19 protein-coding genes are annotated in these 21,828 nt (G+C 50.6%); 7 read left to right on the top strand and 12 right to left on the bottom strand.

Annotation, left to right across the window (positions count from 1 at the left end; translation table 11 throughout):
• The first annotated feature begins 104 nt into the window (after positions 1-104).
• Together ACP158_RS14725 and ACP158_RS14720 are read left to right on the top strand one after the other, a co-directional pair.
• Positions 105-4,943, top strand: a complete 4,839-nt coding sequence (locus ACP158_RS14725; RefSeq protein WP_424946857.1) for an NAD-glutamate dehydrogenase — start codon at positions 105-107, stop codon at positions 4,941-4,943.
• A 120-nt stretch (positions 4,944-5,063) separates the two neighbouring features.
• Entirely contained in the window at positions 5,064-5,294 is a 231-nt protein-coding gene (locus ACP158_RS14720; RefSeq protein WP_424946856.1) for a hypothetical protein, read from the top strand.
• On the opposite strand, the gene ACP158_RS14715 is transcribed toward ACP158_RS14720, so the two are convergent.
• A complete protein-coding gene (locus ACP158_RS14715; protein ID WP_424946855.1) occupies positions 5,253-5,492 on the bottom strand; it encodes a hypothetical protein in 240 nt (79 codons plus the stop codon). The genes ACP158_RS14720 and ACP158_RS14715 overlap by 42 nt on opposite strands.
• A gap of 289 nt (positions 5,493-5,781) precedes the next feature.
• On the opposite strand from ACP158_RS14715, the gene ACP158_RS14710 reads away from it, so the two are divergent.
• The 3 genes from ACP158_RS14710 (at position 5,782) to ACP158_RS14700 (ending at position 7,355) form a co-directional block, all read left to right on the top strand.
• Positions 5,782-6,285 carry a HugZ family protein gene (locus ACP158_RS14710; RefSeq protein WP_424946854.1) on the top strand — a complete coding sequence of 168 codons (504 nt, stop codon included), beginning with the start codon at positions 5,782-5,784 and terminating at the stop codon, positions 6,283-6,285.
• 103 nt (positions 6,286-6,388) lie between these two features.
• Positions 6,389-6,964, top strand: a complete 576-nt coding sequence (locus ACP158_RS14705) for a gamma-glutamylcyclotransferase (protein ID WP_424946853.1) — start codon at positions 6,389-6,391, stop codon at positions 6,962-6,964.
• A gap of 37 nt (positions 6,965-7,001) precedes the next feature.
• On the top strand, positions 7,002-7,355 hold the full coding sequence (locus tag ACP158_RS14700) for an HIT domain-containing protein (protein WP_424946852.1): 354 nt from the start codon (positions 7,002-7,004) through the stop codon (positions 7,353-7,355).
• A gap of 7 nt (positions 7,356-7,362) precedes the next feature.
• On the opposite strand, the gene ispF is transcribed toward ACP158_RS14700, so the two are convergent.
• Both ispF and ispD read right to left on the bottom strand, forming a co-directional pair.
• Positions 7,363-7,860, bottom strand: a complete 498-nt coding sequence (ispF, locus tag ACP158_RS14695) for a 2-C-methyl-D-erythritol 2,4-cyclodiphosphate synthase (protein ID WP_424946851.1) — start codon at positions 7,858-7,860, stop codon at positions 7,363-7,365.
• A complete protein-coding gene (ispD, locus tag ACP158_RS14690) occupies positions 7,857-8,564 on the bottom strand; it encodes a 2-C-methyl-D-erythritol 4-phosphate cytidylyltransferase (protein ID WP_424946850.1) in 708 nt (235 codons plus the stop codon). The genes ispF and ispD overlap by 4 nt, the downstream gene beginning before the upstream one ends.
• Before the next feature lie 153 nt (positions 8,565-8,717).
• Here ispD and mfd point away from each other — a divergent pair, with 153 nt between their 5' ends.
• Positions 8,718-12,224 (top strand): transcription-repair coupling factor, encoded by a 3,507-nt coding sequence (gene mfd, locus ACP158_RS14685; protein WP_424946849.1) that lies wholly within the window; start codon positions 8,718-8,720, stop codon positions 12,222-12,224.
• 34 nt (positions 12,225-12,258) lie between these two features.
• Positions 12,259-12,939 carry a CsiV family protein gene (locus ACP158_RS14680; protein WP_424946848.1) on the top strand — a complete coding sequence of 227 codons (681 nt, stop codon included), beginning with the start codon at positions 12,259-12,261 and terminating at the stop codon, positions 12,937-12,939.
• On the opposite strand, the gene ACP158_RS14675 is transcribed toward ACP158_RS14680, so the two are convergent.
• The 9 genes from ACP158_RS14675 to rpsA form a co-directional block, all read right to left on the bottom strand.
• A complete protein-coding gene (locus tag ACP158_RS14675; protein WP_424946847.1) occupies positions 12,928-13,686 on the bottom strand; it encodes an S-methyl-5'-thioinosine phosphorylase in 759 nt (252 codons plus the stop codon). The two genes, ACP158_RS14680 and ACP158_RS14675, sit on opposite strands and share 12 nt — an antisense overlap.
• 3 nt (positions 13,687-13,689) lie before the next feature.
• The gene (rfbA, locus tag ACP158_RS14670; RefSeq protein ID WP_424946846.1) at positions 13,690-14,583 is read right to left on the bottom strand and encodes a glucose-1-phosphate thymidylyltransferase RfbA; all 894 of its coding nucleotides are present in this window, start codon (positions 14,581-14,583) and stop codon (positions 13,690-13,692) included.
• Between the two features lie 68 nt (positions 14,584-14,651).
• Positions 14,652-15,650 (bottom strand): ADP-glyceromanno-heptose 6-epimerase, encoded by a 999-nt coding sequence (gene rfaD, locus ACP158_RS14665; RefSeq protein WP_424946845.1) that lies wholly within the window; start codon positions 15,648-15,650, stop codon positions 14,652-14,654.
• Entirely contained in the window at positions 15,647-16,663 is a 1,017-nt protein-coding gene (rfaE1, locus tag ACP158_RS14660) for a D-glycero-beta-D-manno-heptose-7-phosphate kinase (RefSeq protein ID WP_424946844.1), read from the bottom strand. Before rfaE1 ends, rfaD begins: the two co-directional genes overlap by 4 nt.
• Positions 16,644-17,969, bottom strand: coding sequence for a UDP-glucose dehydrogenase family protein (locus tag ACP158_RS14655; protein WP_424946843.1), 1,326 nt, complete (start codon positions 17,967-17,969; stop codon positions 16,644-16,646). The genes rfaE1 and ACP158_RS14655 overlap by 20 nt, the downstream gene beginning before the upstream one ends.
• Before the next feature lie 56 nt (positions 17,970-18,025).
• Positions 18,026-19,219 (bottom strand): lipopolysaccharide assembly protein LapB, encoded by a 1,194-nt coding sequence (lapB, locus tag ACP158_RS14650; protein WP_424946842.1) that lies wholly within the window; start codon positions 19,217-19,219, stop codon positions 18,026-18,028.
• 124 nt (positions 19,220-19,343) lie between these two features.
• Positions 19,344-19,604, bottom strand: coding sequence for a lipopolysaccharide assembly protein LapA domain-containing protein (locus ACP158_RS14645; protein ID WP_424946841.1), 261 nt, complete (start codon positions 19,602-19,604; stop codon positions 19,344-19,346).
• A gap of 5 nt (positions 19,605-19,609) precedes the next feature.
• Positions 19,610-19,900, bottom strand: coding sequence for an integration host factor subunit beta (locus tag ACP158_RS14640; RefSeq protein ID WP_424948481.1), 291 nt, complete (start codon positions 19,898-19,900; stop codon positions 19,610-19,612).
• Between the two features lie 40 nt (positions 19,901-19,940).
• Positions 19,941-21,635, bottom strand: coding sequence for a 30S ribosomal protein S1 (gene rpsA / locus ACP158_RS14635; protein WP_424946840.1), 1,695 nt, complete (start codon positions 21,633-21,635; stop codon positions 19,941-19,943).
• Positions 21,636-21,828 lie beyond the last annotated feature (193 nt).

The raw sequence follows: 21,828 nt of genomic DNA, 5'->3' as shown, positions 1-21,828 counted from the left end.
AAACGCTGAATTAATCGGCATTTGATTTATAATTTAGTCGGTTATTTATCTTGATACGCATTAAAATACTGACCACAAAATCAATGCCAACCCATTTTTGAAAAATGAAAAATACGGTCACTGAATTACTTATTTCCAATCTTAAACGAAAGGGAGCCCCTAAACAATCGGCCGCAGAAATTGATTTTATTCGGACCTATTATCATAGACTGTCGGGACAGGATTTCGAAGTTCACCGGTCTGTGGAATTCAGAAACGCCGCGTTAAAACATCGCAAGCTGGGCATCAGAAGAAAACCCGGAGAAACCATCGTCGCACTATATAATCTTTTTCCGTCTGGATCGCCGCACGACACTCAAGAAAAAACCATCATTAACATAATTTTAGATGACCAACCATTCGTCATAAATTCATTGTTAATGAAATTAAATGGGTTACGAAAAACACCCCTGCAAACACTGCACCCGTTGTTTGAGGTAACCCGAGACAAAAACCACAAAGCGATCGCCTACCAAAAATTTCATCCAACCAGTCGACCGCTGGATGAAAATACTTTTATTGAATCGTACATTCAATTTGTAATCGACTACACCCCTGAAAAAGAGCATCAGGCAATAGCGAGCACATTCAAAAATGTAATTGCTGAAATCAATGGCGTTGTGACCGACTGGAACCCCATGCGTCAGCAGGTCTTGAATCATGCTGAAATCGTCGATGCGATGAAACAAGGCCGCGCATTTGCTGAATATGGCGAGTTATTCAGGTGGATGACCCAGGATCATTTCGCATTCCTGGGGTACTGCGAACTTGAGGTATCGGGTTCGGCGGCCCATCCATCAATCAGGCTCAACAAAGCGTCGTTGTTAGGCACCTTAAAAACCGCGCACGCAAACGACGCTAAATCGGTGATGGCTATCCTGCCGAACATCGTGTTCACGAAAACATCACCCATCGTTTTCACCAAGACGCGCCAACGCGCCAACATCCATCGACCCAATTATATGGACTGCATTTTATTTGATCATGGATTTGACCATGGCCCAGAAAACAACTTGAAAAACACGGGCGCAAAAAAGAAAGTAAGTTGTTTCCTCGGATTTTTGGCCGGATCAACCGCCGCGCTGCCGACCTCGGACATTCCCCATTTGCGTAATAAAACGGCTCACGTTTTGGAATCCAGCACGCTACGAAAAGGCGGTTATGCCTATAAGGAATTAAGAACAATACTGGAAACATTGCCGCGGGAAAAAATATTCCAAATGGATACAAAAAGTTTGTATTCATTGTGCATGACGCTATTAAATCAGGAACGGCGCAAAACGAGATTGCACCTGCATAAAAATATATGTGGTCACTATTATTCTTGTCTGGTTTATGTGCCACGGGATTTATTTAACAGCCAGTTGCGAACCAGAATCCAGGACTTCCTGGGGCGGCAACTCGAAGCGACGGAAATTGAATTTGATGTTTATTTCTCTGCTTCCATCCTGACCCGAATTCATTACACCATCCACACCAACCCCGAGTCGGCAATTTCGGTTGATGCTGGCGCGCTGGAAATATCGGTGCAGGAAATAGCTCGGGACTGGAATGACAACCTTTATGAAAAACTGAAATTGCAGTTTGGGCGAGAGCGCGCCAGCGACATTCTGGAAAATTTTCGTGATGGCTTTCCGGCCGCATATCAACAAGATTGCACGATTGACAATGCGGTGTCGGACCTGCAAGTTTTTCAGAATTTGGCTGCAGGTGATATCCGCGCATCTTCAACCCTCTCAAAAAGACTGGGTGTTGACCCGGGCGCATACGCCAGTTTTAAGCTGTATTGCGCCGATAAAATCGCGCTGTCGGACGCGATCCCGATCCTCGAGAATATGGGGGTGCGTATTCTCGGCGGACGGCCTTATAAGATAAAAACCGCAAAAGGGAATCTATACCGCATATTGGAATTCGAAATTATTCGTCAGGATGACAAAAAGTTTGACTTTGAAATTAGCGCGCGAAATTTTGAGACTACGTTCATTCAATGCTGGAATGGCGCAATTGAAAATGACGGCTTTAATGAACTAACCCTGCTTGCCGGCATTAGCTGGCGGCGCATCAATCTTTTTCGAGCCTACTTCCGTTACCTGAAGCAAATCCGGTTGCGCTACAGCGAAAATTACATCATCGACGCGCTCACAAAGAATCCTGAACTGGTGGTCGCGATATCCAATTTGTTTGCGGCCCGATTTGATCCACGTCAATTGGATGCGCGCAAGAAAAACACCGGCGCCCGGAAAATCAATCTACAAATAAAACGACTGCTCAACGAAGTCGGCACCCTGGATGAAGAGCGCATCATACGCGCCCTGCTTGATGTCATGGCGGCAACGCTAAGAACTAATTATTTTCAACCCAAGCAAGACAACTCACCCAAATCATACATTTCCTTTAAGCTGGATTCACGCGCAATACCCAGAATACCGGAACCCATCCCCCGATTTGAAATATTCGTGTATTCACCGCGCATTGAAGGCGTTCACCTCAGGGGCGGGCTGGTCGCGCGCGGCGGATTGCGTTGGTCGGAACGGCCCGAAGATTTCCGCACCGAAGTCCTGGGGCTGGTCAAGGCGCAACGGGTGAAAAACGCCGTGATTGTGCCAGTCGGTTCAAAAGGCGGTTTCGTCGCCAAACAACTGCCGCTCGGCGGGGCGGATGAAATACTCAAGGAAGTCATCGCCTGCTACAGAATATTTATCAGCGGCCTGCTGGATGTTACAGATAATTTGTCAGGCAGCAAGATTATTCCTCCACAAAATGTTGTCAGGATGGATGAGGATGATCCTTACCTTGTTGTTGCCGCTGACAAAGGCACCGCAACATTTTCAGATATTGCAAACGAAATTTCAGAAAATTATGGGTTTTGGCTGGGCGATGCGTTCGCTTCCGGCGGCTCCGCGGGATACGACCACAAGAAGATGGGGATTACTGCCCGCGGCGCCTGGGAATCAGTCAAGCGCCACTTCAGGGAGCTGGGCAAGGACATCCAATCCGAGCCGTTCACGGTCGCAGGCATCGGCGACATGGCTGGCGACGTATTTGGCAATGGCATGCTGCTTTCCAATCAAATCCAACTGGTCGCGGCATTCAATCACAAGCACATATTCCTCGACCCCGCTCCAGATGTCGCGGTTAGTTATAAAGAACGGAAACGAATATTCAACCTGCCGCGCTCTTCATGGACCGACTATAACCCGAAACTGATTTCCAAGGGTGGCGGCATATATTCTCGAGACGCGAAGTCAATCACGCTGTCGCCGCAGATCAAAAAAGCGCTTGGCGTAAAGCAGAGCAGCTATGCGCCGAATGATTTGATTAATGTCATATTAAAATCTGAAGTCGAACTGCTTTGGAATGGCGGCATCGGCACTTATGTCAAATCATCGTCCGAGTCCCATCAGGATGCGCAGGATCGGAATAATGACAGTCTGCGAGTGAGCGCTTCGGAACTAAGATGCAAGGTTATTGGCGAAGGCGGCAATCTGGGCATGACTCAAATGGCGCGCATTGAGTTTTCCCAATGCGGCGGATTATGCTATACCGATGCGATCGATAATTCAGCCGGCGTGGACACGTCTGATCATGAAGTCAATATAAAGATTCTCCTCAATGCGGAAATGCAAGCGGGACGTCTCTCGCTGAACCGCCGCAATGCCGTGCTGGCAAAGATGGAACAGGAAATAGGGCATCTGGTGCTTGCCAACAATTACCTGCAAACTCAGATGCTGAGCATTGAAACGGCGCACAGTTGCGAGTTAATGCCGCAACAATCCCGCGCAATTTTACAACTGGAAGAAAAAGGATTGCTCAACCGGGAACTGGAATATCTTCCGGATCACGCTGTGCTTAGCGATCGGTTTGAGGCCGGGAAATATTTGACCCGACCGGAATTGGCCGTGCTTCTGTCGTACAGCAAGATGCACCTGTATCAGCAACTGCTCGACTCCGACTTGCCGGATAACAACTACCTTAAAGATGAAATCGAAAATTATTTTCCCGCTCTGCTTAGCAAAAAATATCTGAAGCGAATTCATCAGCATCGCCTAAAAAGAGAAATCATATCAACCCAGATCACCAATAATCTTGTCGGCACCATGGGCGCGACTTTTCATCTGCGCCTGGCGGAGCTCACCGGCAATTCGGTGGAAACGATTACCGCTGCATACCTTGCGGCCAGAGATATCCTGCAAGTCAATGATGTGATCGAAAAAATTCAGGCGCAGGACAACCAGGCGGACGCCGCGTTGCAGATGCGCTGTCTGACCGATATAACCGAAACGCTGGAATCCGCGATCCTGTGGCTTATACGACATTCCAGCCAACCTATTGACATCCGCGCCACGGTAAAACGGTTTTCCAAAGGCTACCAGCAGTTGCTCATAAACTTTGAGCGCGATTTTGGGAAAGCCTCCCCTACCGCTACGAACGACCGCAGCCAGCAATATTTCAACCGCCTCAAACAAAACGGACTGCCCGAATCTCTGGCCCGAAACCTCAGCGCAAGAATGGCGATTGTGAATGCGCTTGACATCATCAATATCGCCCTGAATGCCAAGCAATCGGTGGCGCTGGTCGCCGAAGTGTATTTTGGCATCGAGCGCATGCTTGAACTCGAATGGCTACGGCATCAAATATCCAACCTACCGGCGAAAAATAATTGGCATGAAAAATCAAAGTTTAGTCTGGCCAGCGATTTGAGCAGCCATCAAACCGACATCACTTGCAATATCATTGCCGCAAAATCCAAAGCTTCCGCCCGCAATAGATTGGATGCCTGGACGCAAAATAACAGCCCGTTAATTGGCAATCTGGAGCAAATGGCAACCCACCTGAAAGAGGAAATCAGCCCTGATTTTGCTATGCTGTCGGTATTGGTCAGCGAGTTAAGCCGCTTGAAATAATGCCATTTATTGCACTGGCGACAAAATCAAACAGTTCGCAAACATTGTCGAAGAGAGCTTATATTTAGGTTCAAGATACTTTAAGGTATAGTGAAATGGTCATAACTAAGTGTTCTATAGATGAAAAACAAGCATGTCATTCGTTGCCGAATTTCGGGGAATAAATTCAGGGCGATTCCACGGCTGTTTTGCCTTGATATCGAGGCTTGCAAAGTCGCTCGAATCACAGGCATCTCTGGCCCGGCGACCAGCCGATTGTATACTCAAATCAGACAACACATCGCCGGGCAATGCGAGCGTATGCGTTCACTAATTCATTGCCCGTTTTGTTCCTTTCCAGCGGTGTTTTAGCACCGCCCTCTCGGCCGTCATTCTCGCATCGAACGGCGCGGCTTCGCCGCAAAGGAGTCCGGCTACGCCGGACGACATATTCCACTGGATTGCCCGGCCAATAATAATATGGGCCGGGCAATGACAAATGATAGGGCAATACTGAACCGAGAGGACAAAGGCGCGTTGAGAATAAGAAGTCCGGCTACGCCAGAGCACGTTTTAGTGTCACGCTTTGCGTGACAATTATTTACCATTGCCTTCCGATTCACCATTGTCCCCCCAGCCCGTCATTCTCGCCGCAGGCGGGAATCCAGTTAAAATATGTCGTCCGGCGTAGCCGGACTCCTTTGAAAGAGTGTGAGTCTCGCTTCAATATGCGCCACGAAAATAGGTGTCAATATCTGCTGAAATCTATCCGAAATCGACCGCTTAAAGTATCTTGAACCTATATTTATCCATGAATGAATGTATTGGATTTTGGTGCACAACGCGATAAATTCCAGGAATGACCCCACAACTGCTTTTAGAAATTGCCGATGAAGCCCGGAAGTTTATCGGCAGTAAACGCTCCCTTGAGCTGGCAACGGTAACTCAAAACGGCCAGCCTCTGGCTAGCTACGCACCGTTTTATCGTAGTAATCCCGGTATTTTTTATATCTTTGTTAGCACCCTGGCCGCACATACATCCAACCTGGATAACGCCAACTTCGATAACAGTATTGCAAGTATCCTTATTATTGAGGACGAAAAAAATACCCCCCAAATATACGCGCGTGCTCGCCTGAGTTTTCAATGTATTACCGATGAAGTTCCACCAGGGGTTAGCGAGTTCGATGAAGCACTTGGGAAATTAAAGGAAATACACGGAGCAGTCATCACCACTCTTTCCAGCCTTGCCGATTTTAAATTATTTAAACTAACGCCTCAGTCGGGGCGTTACATTAAGGGGTTTGGTCAAGCCTATGAGATTGATTCCCGGCTCACACAAGCAAAACCAGTGGCCCGATAATCTACTGAATATCGATTCCCGCCTTGATGCCAGATTGTGTTCATTCGGGGTCATCAGTAGTATCGGCCTATCAATTTTTAGTGCCAATTTTTAGTTCAACATCGTGAATAAAATAGATTTTACACCAGGATTACCTCAGGTCGCTAATCCAAAGTTTTCAATTCCAAAAACAAATTTATGGGTTTTTGGATATGGCTCGTTAATGTGGAATCCAGGTTTTTCACATGCCGACTCACAACCTGCACGAATTTATGGTTTTCACCGCCGCCTATGTCTTTGGTCCACACAATATCGCGGTACCATCGCGCGACCGGGATTGATATTAGGGCTGGATCGAGGAGGGTCATGCCGGGGCATGGCATTTAGAGCTCATGATCACAACATCGAACACACGGTGAGCTATCTTTTTGAACGTGAAATGATAACCGAAGCCTATAATCCGATAATCATATCCATTCATTTACAATGTGGAGAGGTGGTTAATGCGCTGACTTTTGTTTCAAAAACAGGACATCCTCAATATGCCCAAAGAATGGATATCAAAGATGCCATATCACTCATTCGCAACGCCAAGGGACCGAGGGGCACAAATGTCGAGTATATTTTAAATACCGTCGATCATCTCAATGCACTGGGCATCCGCAATACCGAATTGCATCGCATCGCCGCCGCGCTTTAGCATAGGATGCAAATACCAAACTTAATATTATTGTCTCATGACTGAAGAAACACTTTTTACCAAAATTATAAACCGAGAAATTCCTGCGGATATTTTATTTCAGGACGACCGCGTCACCGCGTTCAGAGATATTTATCCCCAGGCCCCGACCCACATATTGATCGTCCCGAACAAGCCCATCCCGACCGTCAACGATGCGACCGAACAGGATCAGGCAGTGCTGGGTCAGTTGTTCATCGTCGCCAAAAAATTAGCCGAACAAGAAGGCCTGGCGGACAACGGTTATCGCTTGATTATCAACTGCGGCGAGCACGGCGGGCAGGAGGTTTATCACTTGCACATGCATTTATTGGGCGGCAAACGACTGGGGCGCATGGTTGCGGCGGATTGACGCCGATTCAAGTCGATTCACTTCGGCTATCGGAAGTCTCCAACAAGACCACCGCCTGGGCCGCAATGCCCTGCTGTTGGCCGATAAATCCCAAGCCTTCGGCGGTGGTTGCCTTGATGTTGATCTGGCTCAGGGCGATGGACAAATCCGACGAAACATGCTCCCGCATTGCTGAAATATACGGGGCAAGGCGCGGCTTTTCCGCAATGATGGTGCAATCCAGATTACAGATTTTCCATTGCGCCTGGTGCAACATTGCCGCAACCTTGCTTAACAGCATCCGACTGTCTATCTCTTTATATCGGTCATCGTCGGGCGGGAAATGAGCGCCAATATCACCCATAGCAGCCGCGCCAAGACAGGCATCGCATATCGCGTGCAACAAGACATCCGCATCGGAATGACCGGCCAAGCCCAGGTGCCAGTCTATTTCAACGCCGCCCAAAATTAATTTTCGGCCCGCGACCAGCGCGTGAATATCGTAACCGCTGCCGATTCTGATCATTGAAACTTCGCCAGAAACAACGCCGCCAAATCCAGGTCATCGGCTGTGGTTATTTTGCAATTGCTCGCATGACCTTCGACCATGGCCGGATGAAAACCCGCTCGCTCCATGGCCATGGACTCATCAGTAACCTGCACCCGGTCCGCAACTGATGCTTCGATGGCGCGCAATAAATCACCTAGGCGAAACACCTGGGGGGTGAGTGCGCGCCACAACTTTTCCCGATCAACGGTCTGTTGAATCGCTTGGCTCTCATCGGTAATTTTCAAAGTGTCCACCAGTCTTTTGCCCAGCACCGCGCCAATTTCATTGTCATTGGCCTGGGTCAGTAAATTCTGAATGTCTTGTCGCACTATACAGGGGCGAACCGCATCGTGCACCAGCGCCCAATCCGATTGCGCCACCTGCTCCAAGCCATCCAGAAACTTCAACCCATTAAGAACAGTATCCCGGCGTTGCCTGCCGCCGTCGCAGACACCCAATATCTTGGGATGGGTAAACGGGTTTTTAGACCACGCGCTATCTTGCGGGCTGATGCCGATTACCACGCCATCAATCACCGGGCTGGCACAAATGCGGGACAAGGTATGATGCAGCATCGGCGTTCCATGAATTTCAAGATGCTGTTTCGGCATGTCGGCCGACATCCGGCCGCCAATACCCGCAGCCGGGATGATTGCCCAGACCTTATGCTGTTCAGTCATAAAATTTTCTCGCTGCTCAGGTTATTGGTTCATGTCCGCGACCGCGTACTTTCATGTGCATCAAACGTCAAAATGTCATCGCCATTGCGAAATATTGACGCTGATGAAGGTTAAAATCCGCGTCTTTCATATGGACGACACAAAGTCTGCGCCGTGCCCAAATCTGACCTGCATTCACTGCTGAATCCAATCCTGCCCGACCACGGGCAACGTATCTCCTGGTCGAATCTTCACGGCGCCGCCATGGGCATGGCGGTGACCGAAGCGGCCCGGCGATACAACGGCATATTGGTGATTGTACTTGAAGATCAGCGCCAACTTCAGATTTTGGAAACCGAGATTCGATATTTTCTGCGCCAGTCGGACCATATTCCAGTATTAAATTTCCCGAGTTGGGAATGCCTGCCCTACGACACCTTCTCCCCCCATCAGGACATCATCTCCGAGCGACTCCGAATTTTAGGGAAACTGCCCAACTTGCGCCGCGGCATTGTCTTGATTCAAACCGCAAATTTGATGCAGCGACTTCCACCGGTGGATTACGTGCTGGGTCATACGTTTTCATTGAAAAAATCTCAGCGCATCAACCTGGACGCCTTAAAACGCCAGTTGATTGACGCAAACTATATTGCGGTCGATCAGGTCATGTCGCCCGGCGAGTTCGCCGTGCGCGGCGGGCTGGTGGATGTATTCCCGATGGGAGCTGGCGCGCCATTTCGGTTGGATTTGTTTGACGACGAACTGGAGACGATTCGTATTTTCGACCCGGACACCCAAAAATCAAAAGAACAGGTGGGGAAAATTGAACTGCTGCCGGCACGCGAATTTCCAATGACTGAGCCCGGCATCAAGCATTTTCGCTCATCGTTTCGTCGCTGCTTCGAAGGCGACCCCATGAAACAAACCATCTACAACCAGGTTTCCATGGGCAATACACCTGCCGGCACTGAATTTTTTTTCCCGTTGTTTTTTGACCATACCGCAACCTGGTTTGATTATCTCCATGAACATTCGGTGTTCGTGAAAACCCAGGATTTCAAGGAGTCCGCTTCGACCTATTGGGCGGAAATTAATGATCGATACAGCAATGCGAATTACGATCCAGCCCGCAAAGTCATACCGCCAAATCAACTTTACATGGACGCAAGCGAAGTTGAAGCAAGTAGCGGCGAATATTCAGGAATAGAACTTATTCGCGGCCATGACCAGAAAACGTCCTGGTCGGCTGATGCCAATCCCAATAAACAGTTTCCGGTCGACTCCAGAAAGGAGGCGCCTTATCAGGAATTGCTGGCGCATTTACACGCCAGCGACAACAAAATTTTAATGGTCGCGGAAACCTCCGGACGCAAGGCGGCATTGGAGGGGGTGCTGTTAAACAGCCATCTGCGACCAACCTCATTCCAGGGATTGCATGACTTCATCGCCGATGAGCAAGCCACTCTGGGTCTGGCAATCGCCACCCTCGAACGCGGCTTCACCTCGAATGCGAATGGCATTGAAATTATATGCGAAAGCCAGTTATACGGTGAAAAGGTTTACCAACGCCGGCGCCGAAGCCACGCGTCCCGGGACCCGGAGTCCATCATAAAATCCCTGGCCGAGCTCAACATTGACGATCCGGTGGTGCACATTGAACATGGCGTGGGGCGATACCAAGGGTTGCACGTATTGGTTGTCGGTGGCGATTCAGGTGAATTTCTGTGCCTTGAGTATCAAAACGGCGACAAACTTTATATCCCGGTTTTATCATTAAATCTCATCAGCCGTTTTGTCGGCGGCTCGCCCGACCTGGCGCCATTGCACCGACTCGGCGGCGATCAATGGGAAAAATCAAAAAAACGCGCTCGCGAAAAAGCCTACGATGTCGCCGCAGAGTTGCTGGAAATGGAAGCGTTCAGAAATGCGCGCAAGGGCCACTCTTTTGAAATTAATGCGCTGGAAAGCGAGCGCTTTAACGCGCAGTTTCCATTCGAGGAGACCCCGGATCAACAGCAAGCCATCAGCGAAGTCATGGCCGATCTCGGCTCTCCCGAGCCTATGGATAGATTGGTATGCGGTGATGTTGGATTCGGAAAAACCGAGGTTGCATTGCGCGCCGCGTTCATCGTCGCAAGCAATGCAAAGCAAGTTGCCATTTTAGTGCCGACCACGCTTTTGGCCGATCAACACCATCAGACCTTTGTCGATCGATTTTCAGACTGGCCGATCAATGTGGCGGTGCTGTCACGATTTAATACCCGTAAACAATCTGTGGAACTGATTGAGCGCATCGCCAACGGACATATTGATATTGTCATTGGCACGCACCGATTGCTGCAGGACGACATTCGTTTCCATGATCTGGGATTATTGATTATCGACGAAGAGCATCGATTCGGGGTTCGGCAAAAGGAGCGGATTAAACGCATCCGCAGCCAGGTTGATATTTTGACTTTGACCGCAACGCCTATCCCGCGCACGTTGAACATCGCCATGGCCGGGCTAAGGGCGATTTCGATTATCGCAACACCGCCGCTCAACCGATTATCGATCAAGACGTTTGTTCGTCAATGGAGCCGAGGATTGATTCGCGAAGCCTGCTTACGCGAGATACGACGCGGCGGGCAAGTTTTTTTCCTGCACAACGAGGTTCGGTCAATCGAGCGCATGGCCGTCGAGATCGTCGAGTTGGTCGCAGAAGCGAAAGTGAATATTTGCCACGGACAAATGCGCGAAGCGCAACTCGAGCGGGTGATGCAGGATTTTTACCATCAACGTTTTAATATTCTGGTGTGCTCGACCATTATTGAAAGCGGCATCGACATCCCGACCGCCAATACCATCATCATCAATCGCGCCGATCGTTTTGGCCTGGCGCAACTGCATCAACTCAGAGGCCGCGTCGGCCGCTCGCACCATCAGGCATTTGCATACCTGTTAACGCCGGGCAAAGAATACATTACCGACGCCGCCAGAAAACGACTCGATGCGATTGAGTCGATGGAGGATTTAGGCGCCGGATTTGCGCTGGCATCCCACGATTTGGAAATTCGCGGCGCCGGGGAATTGCTCGGAGAAACCCAGAGCGGATCAATCGACGAGATCGGTTTTTCACTGTATAGCGAATATCTTGCCCTCGCCGTGACCGCGATCAAGGAAGGCAGACTGCCTGAACCGGATGGCGCTTCGCCCAGTGAAAAAACATCGATTATTGACTTGCATTTGCCCGCGTTATTCCCGCAGGATTACCTGGCCAATGCGCATACGCGATTGATTTTATATAAACGAATATCCAATGCGACAGATCTGGCGCAACTCGAAGAGTTGCAAATAGAGACCATCGATCGGTTTGGTCTGCTGCCTGATCAGGGAAAAAACCTGTTCCGCTTAACCGCATTGCGCTTGCAAGCCGAGCGCTTGGATATACGCAAAGCGGACATTGGCGAGCATGGCGGCGTCATCGAGTTGCATGATAATCCGGCGCTCGACCCCGGCGTGATATTTTCCCTGATTCAAAACCATCCTCATCTTTACCGACTATCCGGCCCAAATGCGTTTAAAATCACCGATGATCTGGCCGACCCGGTTACGAGAATGAACAAGATTGAAAATCTGTTTGACCGGTTGTGCGAAACCCTGCCTAGCCAAATCGGCAGTGGCGCAATCAGCGCAGGTTAAGCCATGCTACGTTAGAATTTCTTTATGGGCTTATATGCGAAATAAATCACTCCTTGTTGTGTTCAAGGTCGTTCTGGGCATCCTGCTGCTGGGTCTTGGCCAGGTCGTTTACGCTCGAGACTACGCGGTCGAACTGATCGTTTTTGAGCGTCTTGATGCCGCCGATGCCAGCGCGGAAATATGGGATTTTTCGAGTCAACGCATCGCCGGCAAGTTACAGAAAATGCAACGCCTGAGCACCAAAGCGATCGACTATGAAACCAACCCCGCTTTAATCAATCTTGCCGCCATAAGAAATAACTTGGCGGCCGCAGGCTATGGCATTTTGCACTCAGCCGGATGGATTCAGCCGGCCGCGGCATATCAACATGCGCCTTTAATCTCTTTCGGCGCAGCGGATTCGTCGTTGCGTCATGATTTTATCAGGGGCTTTATCAGGGTCTATAAAACATCGCTGATTTTTGCGGATATCGAGGTGCAATATTCGCCAACGGCGGCGGAAGTATTGTCGAGTATAAATGTTGTCACCGATGCCCGCGACGATACCCGTGCCGATACCGATTCAAATAATGAACTGAGTGCGCCGGACACAAACCTTGAACTTCAACCGCATTTTTTCATCTCCGAAAAACGCCGGCTGAAATTCAAGGAAGTGCATTACTTTGACCATCCCCTGTTCGGGGTGATCATCAGCGTATGGCCATCAGAATCGTGATATGAACTGCTCCAAAATTGCCAAGGCATCATCGGCCGTCGCGGCCAAGTTCGCGTCAATTGTCGCCGTGGTCAGTTCTTGGCTGCCCCGCCCAGCCGCGGCGTTTGCCACCAACGCGATGCTGGCGTAACGCAAATCAAGTTCGCGGGCCAACGCGGCTTCGGGCATGGCGGTCATGCCCACAATTTCAGCGCCATCTTTTTCCATACGATCAATTTCCGCGGCGGTTTCAAGTCTGGGTCCCTGGGTAACGGCGTAGACCCCGCTGTCCTTGACTTCGATTGCCGCATGCTGGGCCGCTTGGATTAGTCGCAATCTGAGTGATTGATCATAAGGCTCGGTAAAATCAATGTGATTCACTTTGTCATCGACATAGCTATTTGAAGCGGGGCCGCCATCGTAAAATGTATGCTCCCGGGCCGAGGTATAGTCGATAATTTGGTGGGGAATAGCGATCGAGCGCGCCGGGAAATCAGGGCTGATTCCGCCTACTGCCGCCAATGCAATGACCTCGGTGACCCCGGCGTCTTTCAGCGCATAAATATTGGCGCGGTAGTTAATGCCATGTGGCGCGATGGAATGATCGCCGCCATGCCTGGGCAAGAACACTACCTTTGAACCGCAATATTTCCCCAATGACAGCGGCGCCGATGGCGGCCCGTAGGGCGTTGACACTTTCCTGCGCTCAACAATAGCGAAATCCGGCAGTTGATCAAATCCGCTGCCGCCGATGATCGCCAAGGTCATCCGCTACTCTCCTTGACCGTGCGCGTCGTCCGTGCCGTCCACCAACTTTTTCAGGTATTTGCCGTAATCATTCATTTTTAATTCATCCGCCAGATTCTCCAATTGGCCATCATCAATATGACCCAGGCGCCAGCAAATTTCCTCCGGACAACCCACTTTCACGCCCTGACGCTTTTCAATCGTTCGGACAAGCATTGCGGCGTCAAGCAGGGCGTCATGTGTTCCGGCATCCAACCAAGTTATTCCGCGGGGCAACACTTCAACGCTCAACCTGCCGTCATCCAAATAGGTTTGATTCAGATCGGTGATTTCCAACTCTCCGCGCGCCGAAGGTTTGAGCGAGCGTGCGCGTTGCGCCGCTGTGGAGTCGTAAAAATACAGTCCGGTCACCGCGTATTTCGACTTTGGCGCTTTCGGCTTTTCCTCCAAATCGCAAGCCTGCCCGCTTTCGTCGAACGCCACCACGCCATGCCTTGCAGGGTCGCTTACCGGGTATGCGAAAACTCGCGCGCCTTTTTTTAATGCCGCGGCTTTTTGCAGGCTATCGGTTAAGCGATGGCCGTAAAAAATATTATCGCCCAACGCCAACGCGCTACTCTGATTGCCGATAAATTCCGAGCCGAGTATAAATGCCTGCGCCAACCCGGCCGGCGTTGGCTGTACCGCATAGGAAAAATTCACCCCCCATTTGCCGCCATCGCCGAGCAATTGCTGAAACTGAGGCGTGGCTTGCGGCGCGGCAATGATCAAAATATCCTTGATGCCGGCCGACAACAATGTCGACAAAGGATAGTAAATCAGCGGCTTGTCATACACCGGAATAAGTTGTTTGGACACGGCAAGCGTTACCGGCCACAACCGCGAACCCGATCCTCCAGCCAGTATCAAGCCCCGCACCCTATTCCTCCAACCCCGTCAACTTCAATCGGTGGCCATGAAGATTACCATGAAGATTATCATGCAGATTATGCGGTTGATAACCAGGCAATATATTTCGCGATGCCCTGATTGACATTATCGAACGAGCCGCTGAATCCGGTTGATTTTAATTGACTCAAATCAGCCTGAGTATAACTTTGATACTTGCCAATCAGCGCATCGGGCATGGCGATATAAGTTATTTCCTGAGTGGCAACCGCTTCGGCAAGGGTCAGCATTTCCTTGCCGCGACTTTGACGACAATGATTGATCACCGCCAGGGCGACATCGTTAAAGCTCTGGCATCGACCGGTGCCGACGTTAAATATGCCGCTCACGCCAGGATTTTTCCACAAGAACAAATTGACGCCGACCACATCATCGACATAAACAAAATCACGCACCTGCTCGCCGTCGGCGTAGCCGTCCGAGCCGGAAAATAATCTGACATTGTGGTCTTCTTGATACTGGTTATAACAATGCCATGCGACCGATGCCATGCGACCCTTGTGAAATTCTCGCGGCCCATAAACATTAAAATATCGTAGTCCCGCACATTGAATGTCGATAGGAATGTCGTGCGCATGCTGACCTCGAATATAGTCATCGAATAATAATTTCGACCAGGCATAGGCGTTTAATGCGGATTCATTTTCCGGCTGTTCCACAAATACCGAGCCGTTGCCATAAACCGCCGCCGATGAAGCGTAAATGAACTGCGCTTGGTGGCGCTTGCTAAAGTGAAATAATGCTTTGGAATAAGTGAAGTTGTTGTGCAGGACATATTCCCCATCGGTGGCCATGGTATCCGAGCACGCGCCTTGGTGGAATACGGCCGACACGGAATCCAACTCCCCGCCATCGACCATGAAATCGTAAAACTCATGCTGGTCCATATAGTCAACGATTTTAAGGTCGGACAGATTTTTTATTTTTTCGGCATTGGTCAAATTGTCAACCACCATGATATTTTCCACGCCTTCGCGATTGAGCGCCTTGATCAGGTTAGAGCCGATAAAGCCGGCACCGCCGGTCACGATGATCATGACCGGTAATCCTTCGTGAATGCCGCGCTTAGCTCGTGCCGAGAGGCGGTCGCCGCTCCCAATTTCGATATGACCACGCCGGCCGCGCTGTTTGCCAACTCCATGCCGACAGCATGGGGCAGCCCGGCCGACAACGCCATCGCCATCACCGCAATTACCGTATCGCCGGCGCCGCTGACATCATAGACTTCGCGGCTTCGGGCCGGGACATGAATGGCTTCGGTTTTGGCATCGAACAGCTTCATGCCCTGGTCGCTTAATGTGACCAACAGTTGGTTGAGGTCGTATTGCTTGATTAGAGAATTCGCTTTGGTCTCTAAATCCTGTTCTCCCTGGACGACCCCGGCGACGGATTCGAATTCGACCAGATTCGGGGTGATCATGGCGGCCCCGCGGTACACTGAATAATCGCTGCCTTTAGGGTCGATGAACACGGGTTTGCCATTTTCTTTGGCGACCTCTATCAATGATTCGATTTGCGCCAAACCGCCCTTGCCATAATCCGAAAGTATCACCGCATCATGGCGTTTGATCAAATGACGATATTGATCCAGAATGGCCGCCAATGCTTTGGCGCTGGGCGAATTTTCGAAATCCAGGCGCAACAATTGCTGATTTTTCGATATGACTCTGAGTTTGACGGTGGTCTTAATCGTGCCGTCGTATTCGAGCGCGGTATTGATATTTGCATCGCTGGCGATTTTCTCGCAACTGCGCCCGGCCTGGTCTTGACCGACAATGCCCAACAGCGTGCATACGCCATCCAACGCGGTTATATTTCTCGCTACGTTGCCCGCGCCGCCGATTCTCTCCTCCTCCTCCTGCACCGCGATCACCGGCACCGGCGCTTCGGGAGAAATGCGTTTCGCATCGCCTATCCAATACTGGTCAAGCATGACATCGCCGACCACCAATATGCGGGCGCTGGCCAGGTTTTCGAGCAGGCTTTCGATGCGGTTTTCGTTCATGCTTTCGACCTGGTTTTCGATATGATTACGGTCGGCCGATTCCATAATAACTTAACCCTGCTGCGGTCACCGTCTCGGGAGAAAAAATATTGCGGCCATCGACGATCACATTTCCGCGCATTTTTGACTTGATTTGAGCGATATCGGAGCCTCGAAAAACCCGCCATTCGGTGACAATGATCAGGCAATCCGCATCGGTCAAGGCATCGTAGGGCGTATCGCTGAACAGGGTTAAATCGTCGCGCTCACCATATATTCTAAGCGCCTCAGCGGTTGCCACCGGATCAAAAGCCTGGACGCTTGCCCCCATATCCCATAACGCCTCCATAATCACTCTGCTCGGCGCGCCGCGCATGTCATCCGTGTCCGGCTTGAACGACAACCCCCAAAGCGCAAACTTTTTATCTTTAAGATCTGTTCCAAAGTGACCGACTATCTTATTAACCGGCACCCGTTTTTGATCGTTGTTGACCGCTTCAACGGCGCTCAATATTCTTGCGTCATAGTTGACCGATTTCGCGGTTTTATGCAACGCTTGAACATCCTTGGAAAAACAGGAGCCGCCATAACCGCAGCCGGGATAGATGAACGAATAGCCGATTCGCGGATCGGCGCCGATGCCAATTCGCACTGACTCAATATCCGCGCCCAAACAGTCCGCCAGATTGGATATTTCATTCATGAATGAAATTTTTGTCGCCAGCATCGCGTTGGCCGTGTATTTTGTCAGTTCCGCGGAAGCCACATCCATCACAATGAGCCTTTCATGATTGCGATTAAACGGCGCGTACAGGTTGCGTAGTACATCCAGCGCCCGATCATCCTCAACGCCGACGATAATACGATCCGGTTTCATGAAATCCTCGACCGCCGCACCGACTTTCAAAAACTCCGGATTCGATACCACGCTAAACGCAATACTGAGGCCGCGCTGCTCAAGCGCTTGATTGATCGTGGTTTTTACCATTCCGGCGGTGCCGACCGGCACCGTGGACTTGGTGATGACAACACGATAATCATTGATTTGTTCGCCGATGGATTGCGCGACCCGCTGCACGTATTGCAAATCCGCAGCGCCGTCTTCATCGGGCGGCGTGCCCACAGCAATGAAAATCACTTCGCCGTGCTTGACCCCTTGCTCAATGGAAGTGGTGAAACTCAGGCGATCTGAGGCCATGTTTTTTTGCACCAGCGTTTCCAGGCCGGGCTCGTATATCGGAATGACGCCTTTTCTCAGCCCATCGATTTTCCCTTGATCCGTGTCCACGCAAACCACATTGTTGCCCATTTCGGATAAACAGGCGCCGGAAACCAGGCCAACATATCCACTGCCGACAACCGTAATATTCATGGTTGGCCTTGGTTTTTAGACCCTATGCGGTTTTGGAGCCAGGCGTCAGGATTGGGCTAACCAGCCGCTAGCGGCTGCGGGGGCAGGGTCAATTTATTCCCGATTTGCCTTTGCGCCGTTCCCCAGCCTTTGCAGCCTGGGCATTGCCAATGCAATGAGTTGCTTTGAAATCCGCACTGCCGACAGTGATAATTGCGCCCGGTCTCCACCACCTCCGCCAATAAATCCGCGAGCAGCGAGAAATCCTTGTCTTGCCGGCTCGGAGTCATATCTTGTTCGTGGCTCTTCATCAGTTGATACATGCTTTCCAGACTAGGATATTTTCGCACTAGACTCAACATTAAAGCCTGCCCCGCTTCGCGGCCGTTGTTCTTGTGGGTCAGCTCCACCAGCATGGCGATAATTCTTGGATCAGCGTTTTTTTCCAGCGCGGATTCCAGAAACTTCTGCAATGAATGTTCATCGTTTAGCGCCGCATAACTGCTGGACACATGGCCGACCACCTCGCCCAGCGCTTGCGCCGCCCAATGCTCCAAGCCACGCCAGATAGCGATGGCATTGGTATGATTGCCGTGCATAGCCGCCAGCCGTCCGGATTGAATGACCGCGCGGATACAACGAGCATCGTGGCGGAATGCCGACTCGAGGCGGGCTTCCGCGTCTTGGAGGCCACCTTCGGCAATCGCTTTTTCCGCAAGTTCGCAATAATAATGGGCAATGGTCTGAGCGAAATCCTGTTCCACCAACCGATCCAGTTGTTTGGCAATCTGAATCGCTTTCCGCCACTCTTTTTCCTGGTCATAAATTTGCAATAAAAAACGACCGGCCGGCCCTTGGTATTCTGAAACCTGCTGCAGTTCCTGGAACAGGTTTTCCGCGCGATCGAACAATCCCGCCTTAAAGTAATCCTGGGCCAGTTCAAATAACGCCAATGCTCGCAGACTATCATCAATATCTGAGCGCGCCACCAGATTTTGATGAATGCGTGTCGCTCGCTCAACTTCTCCGCGACGCCTGAATAGATTGCCCAGCGCCATGTGCATCTCCACGGTTTCCTGGTCAACTTCAACGACTTCCAAAAACACTTGCAGCGCCTTGTCGGGTTGCTCATTCAGCAAGAAACTGAGTCCCTTGAAATAGGCTTCCGGCAAACCGCTGGACTTGGAAACCGCGGATTTGTCGTGGGCCGACATCAACCACCCGCCGGCGGCGGCTAAAGGCAGCAGTAGCAGTAACCAGATTGGATCCATGATTGCGACCGATTAATGTGACAGAATTCTATATCAGGGTTAGTCGTCCCATTATTCGGCCATTGCCCGGTCATTGTCCGGCGTCATGATAACCGCGCGTGACCGGCCTCGGGAGCGGGCCGAATTATAGGCTTGAAGATTGCAGGTGTTTAAGCTCTTTTTTAACTTTTGACAAGTGGCGCCGCACTTTCAAGGAGGACAGCAGGCTGGCGAAAAACCCGGCCAAGATGCCTAATATCAGTGTGCCTATCAACAGCAGCGCCAAATTGATTTCGGTGCGGAAGGATAAATACTTGAGTTCCACCATTTGGCTATTCATATAAGTGAAGGTCAGACCAATAAAAACCGTGATAACAATAACAATAACATACAAGAGTTTTATCATGCTAATTATGCAGAGTTTCCGCTATTTACCCGTTTTCGCAAGTTCGCGCCGGGCTTGAAGTGCGGCACATATTTTTCCGGGACATTCACCTTTTCGCCGGTTTTGGGGTTGCGCCCGACCCGTGGCGGCCGGTAGTGCAAGGTCATGCTGCCAAATCCCCGAATTTCAATGCGCTCGCCATTGGTTAAAGCAGTGGCCATGCGCGCCAATAGGCTGCTGACCGCCAACTCGACATCGGTCTCGGAAAGTTGCGGTTGATCGGAAGTGATATGAGCCACCAACTCCGACTTGGTCAGCGTGGGTTGTTCGGGCTGATTTTCGTTGCTGGCGGACATGTCAAGAAGATTGCTTATCCAATTGTTCTTTCAGTTTATCACCTAAGGTCGCGCCACTGCCACTGCCACTGATACTGATACTGGATCCGCGAGCATATTCCTGAGCCGCCTGGTCTTCGATTTCCAGATCGCGCACTTTTATCGACAAGGATATCTTGCGATCCTTGCGCTCAATGCTGGTGATTTTGGCTTCAATTTGGTCGCCTGCCTTAAGCGCGCTGCGCGCGTCCTCCACCCGCTCACGGGAAATTTCCGCGGCCCTGAGGTAGCCCTCGACACCCGCACTAAGCGCAACGATCGCGCCTTTGGCGGCGACCTCCTTAATCACGCCTTGCACCGTGCTGCCTTTGCCGTTTTTCGTGACATAACCCGAAAAAGGATCCTCGGTCACTTGTTTAAGGCCGAGGGAAATTCTTTCCCGTTCGGCGTCGACAGCAAGCACCACAACGGTGAGTTCGTCCCCTTTCTGATAATCGGTAACGGCCTCTTCACCGGTTTTTTCCCAGGACAGGTCGGAAAGGTGGACCAAGCCATCAACGCCGCCTTGCACCCCAATGAATATGCCGAAATCCGTTTTTGAGCGGATGTTGCCGGTAATGAGGTCGCCTTTTTTGTGCGCCGATGCAAACTCTTCCCAGGGGTTGGGGCTGCACTGTTTCATCCCCAGGGAAATTCGGCGTCTTTCCGGATTAATATCCAGAATCATCGCTTCCACTTCATCGCCGACGTGACAAATTTTACCGGGGTGGATATTTTTGTTGGTCCAATCCATTTCGGAAAGATGCACCAGACCTTCAACGCCTTCTTCCAACTCGATAAATGCGCCGTAGTCGGTAAGGTTGGTGACCCTGCCAAATATGCGGGTGTTGACCGGGTAGCGGCGGACTAAATCCATCCAGGGATCTTCGCCCATCTGTTTCAAGCCAAGCGATACCCGGCATTGTGCCTTGTCAAATTTAAGCACCCGAGTTTCGATTTCATCGCCGACGGTCAACACTTCCGAGGGATGCTGCACCCGCTTCCAGGCCAGGTCGGTGATGTGCAGCAGTCCGTCCAAACCGCCTAAATTCACGAACGCGCCATAGCCGGTCAAATTCTTGACCACGCCTTTGACCACTTGCCCTTCTTCGAGGGTATCGAGCAGTTTTTCGCGTTCTTCGTTGAGTTCATTTTCGACTATGGCGCGTCTTGAAACGACGATATTATTGCGCGCTTGATCGAGGCTAATCACCTTAAAATCGAGCTCCCGACCTTCGATATAAGCGGCATCCTTAATCGGCCGCACATCCACCAAGGAACCGGGCAGGAATGCGCGCAATCCGCTCACATCAACCGTGAACCCGCCCTTGACCTTGCCGGTAATAATACCGCTGATTATTTCGCCCTCTTCTTGCGCTTTGGCAAGCTCGATCCAGGCGCGCGCGCGCATCGCCCGTTCGCGCGACATTTTGGTGCAGCCGGTGCCATCTTCCACCGCTTCCAGCGCAACTTCAACTTGCTCGCCCACCTTGACAGTGAGTTCTCCCGCCGCATTTTTGAATTCATCCGCGGGAATTTCCGCATCCGATTTTAGCCCCGCGCTGACCACAACATAGTCATCATTCGCTTCCACTACCTCGCCGACAATCACCTCGCCGGGGCGCATGACGACATTCGCCAAGCTTTCCTCTAATAATGTCGCAAAATTTTCAGTCATAATAAATAATTGACACCGATTCCCGCATTACTCATTCAAATCCACCATTGCAAAATTATTCTTTCATAATATCAAATAGTCAGAGGAATTATCTTGACCGGATTGGAAGAGTTCGTCTGGCATAACGAACGTCATAATGAGCGGCAATAACGATAGAAGTCTTAATAAAAAATAGTTAATAATAAAAAATAAT

The organism is Candidatus Spongiihabitans sp. (assembly GCF_965247905.1).
Classification (GTDB): domain Bacteria; phylum Pseudomonadota; class Gammaproteobacteria; order Arenicellales; family Poriferihabitantaceae; genus Spongiihabitans.
The sequence above is the reverse complement of the archived record's forward strand: the minus strand, read 5'-3'. Positions and strand labels throughout refer to the sequence as shown.